Source organism: Mycolicibacter sinensis, assembly GCF_001667375.1.
Lineage (GTDB): Bacteria > Actinomycetota > Actinomycetes > Mycobacteriales > Mycobacteriaceae > Mycobacterium > Mycobacterium sinense_A.
The window spans coordinates 145,965-161,678 of sequence record NZ_LZIN01000075.1 but is presented as its reverse complement, the minus strand read 5'-3'; the positions used below and the strand labels follow the sequence as shown (position 1 = coordinate 161,678).

Here is a 15,714-nt window from a genome sequence, read left to right as displayed (position 1 = left end):
TCTTGTCGATGATTCGCGGTAGATTTGCAGGCCGGTCAGGCCGCCGGCATGAGCGAGACCTCGGTGCGGTCACACAGGTCGACCTCCAGGTGGATACGCCCCTGGTTGTCGGCGATCGCTTCGTCTTCGACGGCGCCGTGCAGCAGGTAGCGGCCGAAGGGCTGCAAACGCCGAACACCGATGCCCACTCGTGCTGCACCGGCCCCGGGACGTAGCACCACCCTGAGATCGGCGCCGTCGGTGCGGGCCGACGCGACCAGGACCTCGGGGTAAACGACATCGTCGAGTATCGGTCCGGTCAGCGTCGCTACGCCAGGTCCGTCGGAGATCAGTGCGCGCTGTCCGCCAGGGGGATTGAATCGCGCCAGGGCAAGCATCGCGTTCATGTTGGTCGACAACGCGGTGTACCAACGAGCTCCACCGGATTCGATGGGCGGCGCCTGCCGGTCCAGGGACGCGGACAACTCAACGAAAAGGCCGGTGTCCCCCATCTCGGCCGCAGCCCACATAACCGGGGCGAAGGCGCCTAACGGAGTCTTGCGGTAGTTCCCGGTATCGATGGCATCCCAGCCGCGTAGCGCGATGACCGGCTCGGCGCCGCTGGTGTCGATGAACTCGCGGCGAGCAATCGTCCAACAACGTTGCGCCAGGTCGGGATCAAAGGCGTGCAACATCGAAGCGAGACCGCAGTCGGCAATAGTGGAAGTGAGCATAGGAATGGTCACGCCCAAGCGTGAGGAACGGATCGCGGTGACGCGGCCGTCGGGGGTGATGAATTCATCGTGCAGCCGGCGCCGGAATGCCTCGCCGATCGATTCGATGAACCGGGTGCCATGCAGGCGATCGGACATCATCAGGGTGCTGATCGCAGGCATGTTGCAAGCGCTGTAGATCCAGTTCGGTTCACACGGGAACAGCGTCATGCCCGAGCGCTGCATGTTGGCATGTATGGACTCGCTGACCATGTCATGGGTATAGGGCCAGGTGCGCTTGCCAAGCCGGAACGGCAGCGCACCGCTGCGGCGGTAGCGGTTGTCACCGGTATTAGATTCGTAGGCGCCCAGCATCATCCCGAGGTACCCCGACAGCATGATGTTGTCGCGTTTCATCGGATCCCAGTCCAAGCTGAGGTTGCCCCATGTCTGTTCGAAGGCCCAATAGCGCCATGCCGCCGGCAGGGTGAGTTTGTCGATCAGATTACGTTGTGCGGCTGACAGGTACCCATGGAACGACGGCGTGAAATGCAGCTGTGCCGTCGCCAGGGCGTACTGCATGAAATTGAGCTGGTAGCGCATAGCCGCAGTCTGGAATTGGTCGATCCGGTCAAAGCCCTCGAAGCGTTCCAGCGGCTGCAGCGCTCGATCGAGCAGTGAGCGGGCGACCGCGAGGTCGGTCTCCGACAATTCCTGCGCACCGACGCCTTTCGGCTGTGGATCCAGACGTACCGCCCTTGCCAGGTACTCGGCGCGGGCACGACCTCGGCCCTGCGCGGCCCGGAAGGCGCGACGCCTGGCCACAACACCAGCCCCGACCGTTCCCATGAGCACGGCAGGGATCGCCGGTAGCGCACCGTTCCAGATCCGCGTGCCCCCGGCGGCCTGTTTCCGGGCATTCATCGCGGCGGCCAGCCACACCAGTATCGGCGCGACGATGTTGCCGCTGCCAAACCAGGCGACCATGGATGCGAGGAAGCTGGCGATTGTGGCCATGAACCGCAGCGGCTTCCGGGTGTAGAGGTAGCCCGCACCGGGCGCCATTGCGCCGAGAGCCAATGCCCGCACTCCCGGGCGGTTGCTCACTGCCGCCGTCAGCGTTGCCGCGACCGCGATAGCCCCCATGAGCGATCCGCTGCGCCGCAACAATCGTCGAACGGCGGGGCCATTGGGTTGTTCCGGAACGTCGAGCGAATAGCCGATGCCGACCGCCTCTTCGGCTTCCACGGTGGAACCGCTCATCTGCTACCTCTCCGATTGAGTGCCGGGCCTGGCCGACCAGGTGGCTACCGTGACCGGCGTGGGCGCTCCCGGGTTGCGCCGGAGCCGACGGAACACGGCTCCGAAGACTGCGGCGACGAGCACACAACACGCCATCGACGACACCCATCCCGATTGTTCTTCAGTCGAATTCGTACTCATCGCGTCGCGCGACGCGGTGGGCGAGGCGTCGCGACGTAAGCCGAAGCTTAATACCGCCGTCGTCCGTCGGCAATAGTCAGATTGCGCGGAGTTTTTCCCCGGCCCGACTTAGACTCGAGCGGACGAAAGGATGTCGAGTGGCAGATGGCGGAGTCGGGCCGATGACACGGACGCAGAGCCGACCGCGCACGCGCAAGCCCGGTGCAGGCCGGCGGCGCGATCCCGCCATCGATGAGAGGATCCGACACTCGGCCCGCGCGCTCTATGCCCGAGAAGGCTGGGCCGGATTCCATTTCGAGGGTGTGGCCCGAGCCGCCGGGGTCAGCAAAGATGCCGTGTACCGGCGCTTCCCGGATGCCAAAGCCCTTTTGCTCGAGGCACTCTCGGCCCAGCCTGTCCCCCTGCTGTCCACCGACCCGCCCATCGAAAAGGCGTTGATCTCCTTCGCCTGCGATGCGTTCGCGTACTTCGCCACCGGCGATGGACTGGCGAATCTACGGGTGCATATCGACGGCGTGCAGCATCCGGACATCCTGCAGGAATATCGAAGCCGGGTGGTCCAGCCGCAGATCGAGCACGCAATCGCTGTACTTGAAGAAGCTCAGCACGACGGGCAATTGCACCCTGACGCCTCCCCCGCAGCGGTGATCGAGTCACTGGGAGGGGTGATCATGGTGCACGCCCTGGCCACGACGCCCCAACTCACCGCGGCCGGCGGTCCCGATGCGGCTACGACAGCGCTGATCACGGTGTTCGTCCAACAGATCCTGCACGGTCGGGTCACCGCACAGCCGTCGCATTGAGTGCCCCCGGCGTTGACGCTCGGCAGTTCCCAAGATCGCGATGACCTGGCAGACATCTAATCACGTTCTTTATATATATTCTTCAGATATTGGACAGGGCATCGACGGCTTTCGACGGACTTGCCATCTCCAGAGCGGCAGCCATCGCGCGAAGGAGACGCCACAATGCCGGAAACCGACACCATAGACCCGCAGGACGGGGTACTCACCAGGCGATGTGACCTGGGTACGTGGAGAGGTGGTCGACACGCAGCAGGTCAAGGGGCGCAACGAAGTTCACCTGCCGGTGTGATGCGAGAACCAGCGCGGCGAGACGAACACTCAGGGCCACTGCGGTCGTGCTGCTGCCGGCCCGCGAGGCGCCGGTCGCCCTGCCCACTCCGCCCGACATCGACGGCATGGTCGCTCACGAGCTGAATCGCTTCAGCATCGGCAAGTAATCGGATTTAACGATTCTCCACATTCGATTCATACCCGACCATCCCCAACGAACAGGATCTGCAGACATGGCGGCATCGGACAGGTCTACAACAGCGGACCAATCTTCACAATGGTCGAACTTGCCTGAACCGACGTGGTACCGGAACATCGACACTAACGTGGTCTGCGTCTTAATTAATACGGGTAAACGCTGGACCCCACGCTGGCGTCGAAGTCAGGCTACGGCGCCGCCGGTGAGCGGTACCCGCGCGCGCCTGTCTCAACCGAGCGCTGCGACGAACTCCAGGATGTGTTCAGCCGGTATTCGCCAACACGGATCCAGCATCATGTCGTGACACAGGCCGTCTAGCAGCAGCGCCAGCACCCGGTAGGCCCGAGCGGTGGTCTGCAGACTGCGCACCCCGAAGAGCGCGTCGTCGCGCGAGCCGATCACCAGCATCGGTGGAAGCTCTTGTGGCACTGAGGAAAATTCCTTGAGCAGATCGCACACCGCCCGCAGCGATTCGGGCCCCAACCGCTGAGCGTGCGCGTGCGCGTCAGCGGTACTGAGCCGACCGCTGAAGAACGGGGTGTTGTTGACCTGATCGGCCGTGCCCCCGCGCCCCGCCATGATACGCAGGGCGTTGAGCATCGCGGTGGGTCGGTTTCCCCGGATTACGTCGAGGAACCTGCGGCCGCCCAGGCCACCCGCCGTCGCCGAGGCGAACAGCACTGCGGCGCGCACCGTCTCGGCCCGCGTCGCCAGATAACGCTGGACGACGGCACCACCCATGGAGTGGCCGACTACCACCGGCTTACGACCTAATGTATCGACCACGTCTGCGACGTCCTCGACGAAGTCATCCAGCCCGATCCGGTGTAGTCGATCGCCCCCCGAACTGGCACCGTGCCCGCGCAGGCTCAGCGCGATGACGTGGTGACCGTATCGAGCGAAGAACGAGACATACCGCTGCCAGCACCATGCGTCGTGGCACACCCCGTGGACCAGAAGGATCGGTACTGCAGCATCTTTCGGCCCGCTGCGGACGATCTCCAGTTGTTTATCTGCGAAGCGCCAAATCTCGGCCTCCGGCAGCGGCTCGGCCACCTTCTAGACGACCTCGACGACCATCGCCGCACCCATACCACCGCCGGGACACATCGACAGCACGCCGATGCCGCCGCCGCGGCGCCGTTGACGCCGGAGGATTTTCCGGCAGTCACCGTGAAGCCCTCGATCTCCGGGTGCAGCACCTTCAGACCGGACAAGGTCTCCATCGAGCTGCCGCGGCGCGGACGCTCGTCCCGTAGCGGGCGCTGTCGCCGCCTTCTCACAGGCTCTCCGCGAGGGCCAGGTCCCCGAAATCGGCGGGCGCCAGCCCGGCGCGTCCGACGGTCGCCACGACGACCGGTTGGGCCAGTTCGATCGCCGGCCCATTGGCCAAGGCGCCTCGGCGTGATGTCCCGATCGCGGTGCGCGCCGCCGAGACCATCGACCCTTGCTGCTTGCCATGCCTGTCCCAGCTGATGGTCGGGTAATTGACTAGGTGGACTCGGCAGGCGCTTCAAGCACTCCGGCATCGATGAGTTCGTTGATCTCTGTATCCGACAGCCCGAGCAGCTTGCCGGCGAGTTCGCGGGTATCGGCGGCCATCGCCGGCGCGGGACGAAGCTCCGGCTCGGGGATGTGTTCGAACAACGCGGGCCCCAGGAATGCCTCCAACGGCTCGTCATAGCCCGGCTGTGCCAGTTCACCCAGCCTGCCACGCGCCGCCACTTGTGGGTCGGTGAGGAGATCCTTGACGTGCGCCGCCGCGCCCGCGGCTACCCCCGCCGCCTGAAGACGATCCTGCGCTTCGCGTGGCGTCAGCGCGGCGGTCCACTCCTGTACTGCCGCGTCGAGTGTGGCTCGATGCGCTATCCGGCCCGTGGCGCTCGCATAATTGGGATTGTCGGCCAGATCGCTGCGGCCGATAGCGTTGGCCAGGTTAGCCCAATCGTCGTCACCGTCGACGCTTACCGCGCAATAGGAATCCTCGCCCACGCAGGAATAAATCCCTGAGGGCGCGTCGAATTCGCCACCGTTTCCCTTGGCGACCAAGCTACCCGGCTGTAGCGATTCCCGGAGATACTCGGTAGCCAGCTGGCTGAAGACGGTTTCCATCTGGGCCAGGTTGATCCGCCGCCCCACACCTGTGCGTTCCCGCTCGATCAACGCCGCGATCACCGCGGCGGTGCCGACTCGGCCGGCCGCATGGTCCGGATACACCGTCTGATCGTCACCGAAGCCGTCCTCCGCGTCGGGATGCCGCCACAGCGCGGTCAGACCGACGGTGGCGCGTACCAAGGGGCCGTAACCCATCCGCTTCGACCACGAACCGGTGTGGCCAAGTGCGCTGCTCTCAACCACGATGATCCTTGGGTTGATCGCCTTGAGCTCGTCGTAACCCAGCCCCAACGATTCCAACGTGCCTGGCTTGAAGTTGGTCAACACCACGTCGGAGTCCGCAACCAACCGCCCGAACAGTTCCTTGCCCGCTTCGCTGCGCAGATTCAGCCCAAAGCTACGTTTGCCTCGGTTACCCAGCGAGAACGAGTAGCTGACTTTGGTGGGCGCGTCGGCCTGCCGCGCGCCGTCGATGAACGCCCGGTTCTCCACCTTAATGACTTCGGCGCCCTGATCTGCCAGTGCGCGACCAGTTTCCGCGCCGACCACGATGACACCCAGGTCGAGCACCCGCACGCCCGTCAGCGGCCGAGCCGGCACCTGTCGGTGCGCGGTAGGTGCGCGCTCGGCCACCTCGGCCAGGACCTCGTCCGTGTGTTCACCGAGCTCGGGGGCCCGGTGCCGGAATCCGGCGCGCACCCCGTCGAACTCCAGGTACCCGTTCGGGATCGTCGCCTGCACCCCTGGTGCGATCTCGGCGTCCACGAATGCATTTCGTTCCCGCACATGGTCGCTGGTCAGGATTTCCTCGGCGGTGTTCAGTGGGCCGACTGCGATGCCGAGTTCTGATCCGCGCGAGACGATCTCAGCACGAGTCTTGTCGGCAAAAAACTCCACTAGTGCCGGCTGGATCTTGGCTGCCCAATTCATGAACCGGCCGAGCAGGTTCTCCAGTGCCGGGTCTGACAGCTCCTCGGGCTCGCCCATCCAGGTGAACAATGCCCGCCACTGCTTGGCCGAGGCAACAAACATGCGGATATGTCCGTCCGCGCAGGGCAGGATCGGATACATCATCCGGACATCCGGGCGCCCCGGCGGCATGTTGATCATCGGCTGGCCCATGGTCGCCGTCCCGGCCATACCGAACCCAGGATCGAGATCCTGCACTACCAGGTCGAACAACGAAACATCCAGATAGTCACCACCGGCACCGCGTTGGGCTCGGAAGTAGGCGAGCAGCGCCGCGTAGGCGACGCCGACTGCTGCTGTCTGGGTGGCCAGTCGTCCGGGCGGGAGGAGCGGTTCACGCCCCGGTGCGCCCGATCGGGTCAGCAGTGACGACATCGCCACGAACACTGCTTCACTCGACTTGTAGTCGCGATACGGTCCGGTTTGCCCAAAATCACTCACTGATACGACGACAAGATTCGGGTTGCGCCGACGCATGATGTGCTGCCCAACACCGAGTTCGGTGAGCCGACCGACGCGCTGGGACTCCAGAAAGATATCGGCGCTGTCGGTGAGCGTCAGCAGTTGAGAGCGTCCGGCGTCGGTGTCCACGTCGATGGCCACCCCCCGTTTGTTTGCGTGCCCGGTGGCAAATCCCAGCCCGTGGCCGTCGTGCCGGGGCTGCGCCCGCCGGCTGTTGGCGCCTTCCGGCGGTTCGACCAGAACAACATCCGCACCGAGATCGGCAAGAAAGCGGCCGGCGAAACCAGCGGGGCCGTCTGTGAAGTCGACCACCCGAACACCGCCCAGCGGGAGTGAAACATCAGGGCGTGAGTTAGTGAGCATATTCGCGCATCCTCTCCCGAGCCCCTTAACGGGGCAGTCCTAAACCGCGCGCGATCAGGCCGCGCTGAACATCGTTGGTACCGCCGCCGACCACGTACATGATCGACTGGCGGAGACCATATTCGAAGGCTCCGCCGCCGGGAACCTCGCTTGCACCGTCACCGCTCAGCGCGGCGTTCGGACCGCAGATTGCCAGCGTGGCCTCACCGAAGTCTTCTGACAGATCACCGCCCATCACTCCCGCCATCGCGGCATCGAACATTGCCCCGATGTCAGTCGAGCTGGCCTGCACCGCCGCGTTGACCAGGGCGCGGGTGGCCTGCACGCGCACTGCGAGATCTGTGATCATGGCTCTCCTCGCCGATCCGCGCGGACCGGCGAACGATTCGGGCTCCTTGTCGATGAAGTCGAGTAAATCATCGAGCTGGCGGTGCAGCGCGGCGGCGATGTTGCCCATTGTGATCCGTTCTCCGGCGAGGGCGTCCACAATGACCGCCCATCCCCCGTCTACGTCACCAACGCGTGTCGAATCCGGGATGCGGACGTCGTCATAGAACACCGTGCACGACACCTCACCAGACAGCGCTGTGTGCTGCTGAATGGTGATGCCCGGCGTGTGGATCGAGAACAGGAACACCGTGATGCCCGCATGCCGGGGCGTGGCATCCGGATCGGTGCGCGCAGCCAGCCACACCCAGTCAGACATTTGCGCGGTGGTGGTCCACAGCTTCTGCCCGTTGATCACCCAGCTGTCGCCGTCGCGGACCGCACTGGTACGCAACGACGCCAGATCCGAACCGGCTTCTGGCTCGGAGTAGCCCAGGCAGAAGTTCATCTCACCGGCCCGGATGATTGGCAGGAACTGCTGCTTTTGTTCCTCGGTACCGTGCCGCAGGATCGACGAACCGAGGAGCATGACCGAGCCGAGTGCCTTGGTCGCGCCGACGCGGTGGTAGGTGGTCTCCTCGTTGAGCACCACCTGTTCGGCCAATGAGGCGCTGCGTCCGCCGTATTGCTCGGGCCAGCCGAATCCGAACCAGCCCTTCTCCGCCATCGCCCTAGTGACCTTCTTATCGGTATGCATTTGTGTCGGCGCGCCGTCATGAGCCCCTTGCTCAACAAGGAACTCGCGATACTCCTTGCGGAACGCCTCACCTACCGCTCCGAGATCGGCGGACGGCAGGCGGGCCCGGGTTTCCACCAGTGCATCGCCAACTGTTCCCCGCGCGAGCTCGACCGTGGAAAGCAAGGTGATGTCACTGTGTACGCGACGGAACAACCAGGGTGCGGGGTGTTCGTTGAAGTAGCCGATCGCGGCCAGCGTGTGGTGAGCGCCCAGTTGCACCTTCGGTGCTATCGCCGCGATATGGCTGACGGCAATTTCTGCCGTCAGCAGAGCGTCATCCCGACCGTGTTCGAGTGCTGATACCGCATCGGTCAGCAGCAGACTCGCTGACCTGATTTCTATGGCGCACTGCGCTGTCCGTTGTTGGACCGCACCGAAACTGCCGATAGCCTTGCCGAATTGACGCCGGGTCTTCGCGTGTTCGATCGCCATCTCGTGGGAATACTCGGCTGCTGCCAGCGCTCGTGCAGCTTTTCCGACTCGAGTCAGCACCAGTACTCGGTCAGCTTGGGTCCGGGTGATCTCGCGCTCCGCGAGGGTGCTTCCCAGCGTGATGCGGCTCCACGACGGAATGGCCAGGCCCGCCAGCGGTTCCGTACTCGCGATAGCGACCACCCGCGCCACGCCGCCGTTCTTCGGCACCACCAGCACATGGGTGGCAGCGCCACCCTCATCGACCGGCGACGCGTCGTCGCCGGTCACGACCACGCGCATGTCACCGGAACCGATCCCGATGTCTCCGAAAAGCTCTGCGGTACCGTAGCCATCCATCAGCGGGAGCGGACACGCCGCGCGGCCCAGCCGTCGGGATGCGACAACAGCCAGACCGAGAGCCTCGGCGTCCACCAGTTCGAACCAGCCCTGTTCGGCGGCGGCCGTCCAGAGTTTCCCGACGTCGCCATGCTCGGCCGCAGTGGCGTCACCCCAGGCCTTGGAGATCAGGCCCGCAACCGAATCGTCGAAAGCCGCCACTTCCGGATTGGCTTGGCTGCTCATCGGTTCTTCCATTCCGGCGGGCGCTTCATCGCGAACGCCGTCATGCCTTCAATCGCGTCCGCACTGGTCATGAGCTCATCGATGACGTCGCTGGGAACTGTCACCGCGTCCACGGTGTCCGGAATGCCCTGTGTCTGCGCCATCACTTTGAGTGATAGGCGTACCGATGTCGGCGAGCCATTGAGAATGTCGGCGGCCAATTCGCGCGCAGCCGCCAACGCCTGGCCCTCGGGAGCGATCCGGTTGACTACGCCCAGTTCACGGGCCTCCTCGGCGCCGATTCGTCGACCGGTGAGGATCAGCTCGTTAGCGACCTTCTGTGGGATTGCGCGCGGCAGCCGAACCAGACCACCGGCGCCGGCGAAGAGACCAACCTTGACCTCGCTCAGCGCGAATTTGGCAGACTCGTCAGCCACCACCAGATGACATGCCAGCGCGATCTCGAAGCCCCCGCCCATCGCGAAGCCGTTCACCGCCGCGATGACCGGCTTGTGCATATCGCGCCGGCTGGTCAGCCCACCGAAGCCGCTGAGCGGTACGTACATCGGCTTGCCGCTGGCTCCGTAGATCAGATCGTTGCCGGCGCAGAACGCCTTGGCGCCCTCACCAGTGATGATAGCCACCCACAGCTCACGATCGGCGAAAAAGGCGTCGAAGATGCTCTCCAGTTCTTCGTGGGCGGGCGGATGCAAGCAGTTGCGTACGTCCGGCCGGTTGATGCTGACTTCGAGCAGATGCCCGTCGCGATGGACCTTGACGAACTCGTACTCATGGCGCAACGCCGGGGCTTGCCTCGGGAACAGCTGTGCGGCAACCTCGTCCGATTGGGTCACCCGGTTGCCATAGCCGAAGGGGCTGACATAGATGCGCTTACCGACCGGGTTGTCGGCATTCTCCAACAGGTACATCAGATCCTCGTCGCCGGGTGCGACCTGCGCCAGGAAGCGCCCGCCACCGTCTTCCAGGCGTCCGATGACGATGCCGGTCTTCTCGCCGCCACGGCCGTAGACGATCGTGTATGTCTCGACCGTGGCCCATCCGCTGGGGTGTTCGACATGTTCCGGGCCGTCCAAGGCATCGACCTGCCGCTGCAATTGTGTGCTGTCGTCCGGCCTGAGTTCAGTGGGCTCGGTGCTGTAGATGCCGACCGAGGTCTTCGACATGGCGCCACCGTTGGCCGAAACCAATGCAAAGCTGCCCGGTCGGGACCGCACCCGGTCCACCGCCTCGGCGATGGCGTGCATCGAGTAGTTGTTGCCCGCTCCGCCGAAGAATGGCAGACCTCCGGTGAGGGTCAAGCCACGAGGGTCATCTGCCGAAAGACCCAATGTGTCGGTGATATTCGAGACGGCGATCGGGAAGCACGAGTAGAAGTCGAAGAATTGGATCTCATCGATATCCAGTCCGGCAACGTCCAGCGCGTGCCGGACGGCAGTCACCGCTGACGGTGCCGAGCCGAGATCCTGGCGGTCGAACAGGCTTCGCTCCCGCAAATCCGCCTGGCCATGCAGGAACACCCATTTGCGTTCATCGATACCGAGCTTCTGGGCCACGCCGACCGACGCCAACAACACCGCAGCGCCCTGGTTGACCTGGTCACGTGCCACGAGGAAACGCGGGTACGGTTCAGCGATCATCCGGTTGCGTTCGGTGACCGTGACCAATTCTTCGGCGTCATATTCCTCTGAAGATGCCGAAAACTGATTTTTAGCAGCTACTTTGGTAAATGGCGCGAATAACGCGCCCATCGACGCCAGGTAATTTTCTCTGCCTTGTGCGCGAGCGGCCCGCCGGGCATTCTCCAGCAGGGAGTACTGGGCAGGTGCCGTTGTCAGATCGTGGGCGGCCTGCTCCATGGTGGTGAGGCCGAACAGACCGAACCCACGATCTTCGAAAACACAGTACGGATCAGCAGGGTCGTCAGAGAAATCTGGTCTACTGTCCCCCTTGGCGAGGTGGCGGATGGTCGAGATCGCCTCGGCCCCGGCCAATAGCACCATATTTGCCCCACCTGAATGGATCTCACGCGCGAACTCCGTGGCCAGCTGTTGGGGCGACTGTCCCCCGGCCACCTCCAGGATCGCGCGTTTCGGATTGGCACCAAGCCGATTCGCCACCGAAAGGGGATATTTTGTCGACTTTCCCAAGGGGGCGGGAGCGCCGGGCGTCGAGTCTTCGAACTGCCGTGTGCAGGCGACGATGTCGATCGCGGCGGTGAGCGCCGGCCCGTCGATCCCGGTGTCAAGCAACGCAACCCGGGCGGCCTTGACTGCCAAGTCGATGGGCGACAAGCCTTCGTAATCAGCATCGTCGATGCGTTCGGCGGCTTGGCCCACCCCGATGATAATCGGGGTGCTTGGAGCTACTGGAGCTTCCGGATCTGCCATATCAGTTGTCCGCCAGAGATTTTGCGATGCTTTCAGCGGCGTCAATGTAGTCCTCGATCATTTCGCGGACCACTTCACGAGCCGGCTTGACCTTGTTCATCAGCCCGACGCCCTGCCCCACCCAATAGGTCGCCAGTTCCTGGGCGCCCTTGTTGCCGTTCTCGGCGAGCACATCGATACGGCGCAGCACGTTGTCGGACAGCACTGCCTGCAACGGCATGGGAAGCGAACCCGGCCCGTCCGCGCCCGGCTCCCAGGCATCGGTCCACGCAGACTTGAGCTGTCTCGAGTATTTTCCGGTCCGCCCCTTGGACCGGACGGTGTCACGCGAGTTCGCGGCAAGCATCTTCTGAACGGTGTAGGGCGCAGTCTCGGCCTCTTCGGTGGTCAACCACACCGATCCAGTCCATGCCCCGGCAGCGCCCAGCGCGATAGAGGCCGCGACCTGCCTGCCGGTGACGATGCCACCCGCGGCGAGGACCGGCACATCTCGGATCGCTTTGATCGCCTCTTTGACCTCAGGCACCAGGACCATGGTGGTGACCTCGCCGCAGTGCCCTCCCGCCTCGGTCCCCTGGACGACCAAGACATCGACCCCGGCTTGCACCTGCTTGATCGCGTGTTCCTTGGCGCCGACCAACGCGGCCACCGGAACAGCCTCGGCCTTCGCTCGATCGATCATGAACTGCGGCGGTACACCGAGCGCATTGGCGATCAACTTGATCGGGTGGCGGAATGACACCTCCAGTAACTTTTCGCCGATGGAGTCCGACAGGGTCTGCATCATCTGGAACGGGCGCTCGCCGATCTCATCCATGCTGACGCCATGCTCGCCCAGCAGTTCGACGACGTAGTCGCGGTGGGCGTCCGGAACCATCTCCAGCAGTTGATCAGAGGTCAGTTCCAGGCCTTTGCCTTCGAACTTCTCCGGGCACACGATGTCCACACCGTAGGGTTTGCCCCCGACGTGCTCGTCGATCCACGTGAGCTCGTGCTCCAGTTGCTCGGGGCTGTGAGACGACGCTCCCAGGACACCGAATCCCCCTGCATTGGTTACCGCGGCGACGACATCCCGGCAGTGACTGAACGCCAACACCGGGAATTCGATACCGAACATCTCGCAGATCTGGGTCTTCACTGCCGTTCCCACTTCCGTGTCTATTACCGACGCCTATCGTCCGTTATGCAGACCTTAGGGGCTGCCGGTTGATTAGGCAAGCTCTCTACTGGTTGGGGGTTAACTCTCGTTGATCGTCAACGCGGCGGCCGGGCAGAACTCCGCGCCCATGCGAACCGCACGCTCCCTACCGGGAGGCACAACCCGGTCCGAGCCGATCGAGCTGAAGCCATCCTCATCTAGGGTGAAGAAGCCCGGCGTCGTCGCGTCACACATCCCGTGACCCTCGCAGCGTCCGCTATCGACGCTAACCTTCATTGTTTCCAGCCTTTCTCGGAATTTCATGAGTTCAACGGCAGGTGGTCAGCAGCAGCGCACCGGCCAGGTAGCCGCCGCCCGCCGCCACCACCGCGACCTCGGGTGCTACAGCGACCTGCCGATCTCCACCGGCGCCACGAAGCTGTACACACGCCTCATGCAGATGCCCGAATCCGTGTAACCGTCCGGCCGACAGCCGGCCACCCCCGGTGTTGAGCGGCAACTCGCCGGAACGGGAGATTCTCGCTCCGCCACAGACGAATTCGCCGGATTCGCCCCTACCACAGAGGCCAAGCGCTTCGAGCCAGATGAGAGTAAGAATGGTGAATCCGTCGTAGAGCTGAGCTATGTTGACGTCGCTCGGTGTCAGATCTGTAGTGCGCCACAATGACTCCGCGGCGTCATGAGCCGCCATCGAGGTCAAGTCCTGGTATTGATCCCAATACGGCCTGCCGTGCAAAGCGGCAGATCAGCAGTTCCCCGATGGCACCGCCCGTCCAGAACGCGGTGTTGCCCGGATCGAGCGCCGGTAGCGGTGCTTTGGCATCGGGCATCACCGTTCTGCCTCAGCTACGGCCGTCGTTGAATGCGTCAATCCAACCGAACGACGCCACCACCGAACGCTTTTCATTGGCTCGGGTGGCGCACAGCCAGACCCAGGCGCACCAGGATCGGGAGCACCCCGGTGCCGCCAGCAATCCATTTCAGCCGCCACGCCGCATTCGTTCTTGCGCTCGGCCCGCACAATCCGGCTCTCGCCAAGAAGGCTTCTGGCCGGATGCCGTGCCATTGACGCGGCGCTCCGGGACCCAACCGGATGCTCACCGGACGGAGGGGGAAGCGGCGAGAACTCTCACGTCGATGGCATCGTAGTCTCGTGTGATCCATCGTTCGGCACGAGCGAGGTCGTCGGCGGCACATCCCGGAGGGCGGTCACCGACGCATCATTGGCTAATACAGCAAATCGATGACGTGATCCTGTTTTTGCGTCTTTGCCACGTAGCGGCGCACGCTGTTCATGTGCTCGAGCCAGGCCGACTCGGCGGCCTCACTGTCACGGGCCCGGATGAGTTCGACCACCTTCTCGTAGCCACGAAGAGCGCGGCGGTTCGCTCGGCGCACTTCGTCGCTATCCGGCCCGATCTCAACAAGCGACTTTGCGAGTTCGCGCTCGATTATCACCGACAGCATCCCAATGACCGCAGTCAACGTGTGGTTTCCCGAGAGTTCAACCAACCTGACATAGAAACGCACGCCGGCCTTGCCGAACTCCCTGGGGTCATCGATCACCGACCTGAGTGTGTCCAGTTCCGCATCGAGGCGCTTGATAACGGTCTTCGTGGCGGATTCCGCGAGCCGACGTACCGCGGGGGGTTCGATGGTCAGACGAGCGTCCCACACATCACCGATGGTTGTCCCCGACAGCATCAGGATCATTCCGAACAGGTCGGCTACCGCGTCTGGCCCGGGCAGCGTCACGCGCGCTCCGCCTGGCGGACCACGGCGGATGGTCACGAGCGAGTCGCCTTCGAGCAGACGGAACGCCTCGCGGAGCGTGGGACGCGAAACGCCGAACCTCTCAATAAGTTCCGCTTCAGTCGGGAGCCAATCCCCATCAACCAGCTCGCCACGGGCAATCATGCGGCGTATCTGCGCCGCGATCTGATCGGACATCTTCATCGGTCGAACACGCGCGTGTGTACCGGTCAGGCCGCCCAAACCCCGATCAGCCACGCAATCCTTCTCCCATTTGGAGCCGCCCAAACATCGGAGTGCATATATTACATGAAGTATCTAGCTTAACTAGGTTGGGCGAACCCGAAACGCGCCGACGCGATCGCGCGAGCGACGGATCACGCCGCACTGCTGCGCCCCACGGCGACAAGCGGCGGTGACTACAGCCAGGTGTCGTCGGTGGTGGCGGTGAGGAACGCCTCCAGGTCGTCGCGCCACTGGGCCGGCGTGGTCTTCTCCGGCTCGATGCCGGTGTAGTCGCCGCGGTAGAACAGCAGCGGCCGGGGCTTGACCTCGGGCACATCGGAAAGCGATTGCACCGCACCGAAAACCACGAAGTGGTCGCCGCCGTCGTGCACCGAGGCCACCGTGCAGTCGATGTGGGCCAGTGACCGGGCCAGGATCGGCGAGCCCAGCGGCGAGGGTTTCCAGTCCACCCCGGCGAACTTGTCCGGTTCCCGCGAGCCGAACCGGGCGCAGATGTCCTTCTGCTCTTCGGCCAGGATGTTGACGCAGAAGCGTCCGCTGGCCTCGATGGCCTGCCAGGACCGCGACATCTTCGTCGGGCAGAACAGCACCAGCGGCGGGTCCAGCGACAGCGCCGCGAACGACTGGCAGGCGAACCCCACCGGCACGTCGTCGTGGACGGTGGTGATGATGGTGATCCCCGTACAGAACTGACCGAGTACGTTGCGGAACGCGCGCGGGTCGATCGGA

Annotated in this window: 12 protein-coding genes and 2 pseudogenes; 1 reads left to right on the top strand and 13 read right to left on the bottom strand. The window is 64.0% G+C overall.

The features are described from left to right. Positions 1-35 precede the first annotated feature (35 nt). Entirely contained in the window at positions 36-1,955 is a 1,920-nt protein-coding gene (locus A5771_RS23425) for a hypothetical protein (RefSeq protein WP_064856103.1), read from the bottom strand. A 317-nt stretch (positions 1,956-2,272) separates the two neighbouring features. On the opposite strand from A5771_RS23425, the gene A5771_RS15655 reads away from it, so the two are divergent. Beyond that, positions 2,273-2,938: a TetR/AcrR family transcriptional regulator gene (locus A5771_RS15655; RefSeq protein ID WP_131808924.1), complete on the top strand. Its 666-nt coding sequence runs from the start codon at positions 2,273-2,275 to the stop codon at positions 2,936-2,938. A gap of 700 nt (positions 2,939-3,638) precedes the next feature. Here the strand turns inward: A5771_RS15655 and A5771_RS15650 are convergent. The 12 genes and pseudogenes from A5771_RS15650 to hsaB all read right to left on the bottom strand — a co-directional run bounded on the left by A5771_RS15650 (position 3,639) and on the right by hsaB (position 15,710). Next, positions 3,639-4,466, bottom strand: coding sequence for an alpha/beta hydrolase (locus A5771_RS15650; protein ID WP_082947250.1), 828 nt, complete (start codon positions 4,464-4,466; stop codon positions 3,639-3,641). Between the two features lie 65 nt (positions 4,467-4,531). Further along, positions 4,532-4,663: pseudogene (locus A5771_RS24080) on the bottom strand (acetyl-CoA C-acyltransferase); the annotation flags it as partial. Positions 4,664-4,689: 26 nt separating this feature from the next. Next, a complete protein-coding gene (locus tag A5771_RS24075) occupies positions 4,690-4,851 on the bottom strand; it encodes a hypothetical protein (protein WP_234783066.1) in 162 nt (53 codons plus the stop codon). A gap of 50 nt (positions 4,852-4,901) precedes the next feature. After that, positions 4,902-7,319 carry a CaiB/BaiF CoA transferase family protein gene (locus A5771_RS15645; protein ID WP_064856101.1) on the bottom strand — a complete coding sequence of 806 codons (2,418 nt, stop codon included), beginning with the start codon at positions 7,317-7,319 and terminating at the stop codon, positions 4,902-4,904. 25 nt (positions 7,320-7,344) lie between these two features. After that, the gene (locus A5771_RS15640) at positions 7,345-9,441 is read right to left on the bottom strand and encodes an acyl-CoA dehydrogenase family protein (RefSeq protein ID WP_064856233.1); all 2,097 of its coding nucleotides are present in this window, start codon (positions 9,439-9,441) and stop codon (positions 7,345-7,347) included. Next, on the bottom strand, positions 9,438-11,828 hold the full coding sequence (locus A5771_RS15635) for an acetyl-CoA acetyltransferase (protein ID WP_064856100.1): 2,391 nt from the start codon (positions 11,826-11,828) through the stop codon (positions 9,438-9,440). The genes A5771_RS15640 and A5771_RS15635 overlap by 4 nt, the downstream gene beginning before the upstream one ends. 1 nt (position 11,829) lies before the next feature. Beyond that, complete coding sequence (locus A5771_RS15630) at positions 11,830-12,966, bottom strand: NAD(P)H-dependent flavin oxidoreductase (protein ID WP_064856099.1); 1,137 nt, start codon at positions 12,964-12,966, stop codon at positions 11,830-11,832. 99 nt (positions 12,967-13,065) lie between these two features. Then, complete coding sequence (locus tag A5771_RS15625; RefSeq protein WP_064856232.1) at positions 13,066-13,263, bottom strand: ferredoxin; 198 nt, start codon at positions 13,261-13,263, stop codon at positions 13,066-13,068. 31 nt (positions 13,264-13,294) lie between these two features. Further along, positions 13,295-13,678: pseudogene (locus A5771_RS15620) on the bottom strand (thiolase C-terminal domain-containing protein); the annotation flags it as partial. Next, positions 13,665-13,817, bottom strand: a complete 153-nt coding sequence (locus A5771_RS23610) for a hypothetical protein (protein WP_207545459.1) — start codon at positions 13,815-13,817, stop codon at positions 13,665-13,667. The pseudogene A5771_RS15620 and the gene A5771_RS23610, both read right to left, overlap by 14 nt. A gap of 397 nt (positions 13,818-14,214) precedes the next feature. Continuing rightward, the gene (locus A5771_RS15615) at positions 14,215-14,997 is read right to left on the bottom strand and encodes a FadR/GntR family transcriptional regulator (RefSeq protein WP_234783065.1); all 783 of its coding nucleotides are present in this window, start codon (positions 14,995-14,997) and stop codon (positions 14,215-14,217) included. A gap of 161 nt (positions 14,998-15,158) precedes the next feature. Further along, complete coding sequence (gene hsaB / locus A5771_RS15610) at positions 15,159-15,710, bottom strand: 3-hydroxy-9,10-secoandrosta-1,3,5(10)-triene-9,17-dione monooxygenase reductase subunit (RefSeq protein WP_193374489.1); 552 nt, start codon at positions 15,708-15,710, stop codon at positions 15,159-15,161. Positions 15,711-15,714 lie beyond the last annotated feature (4 nt).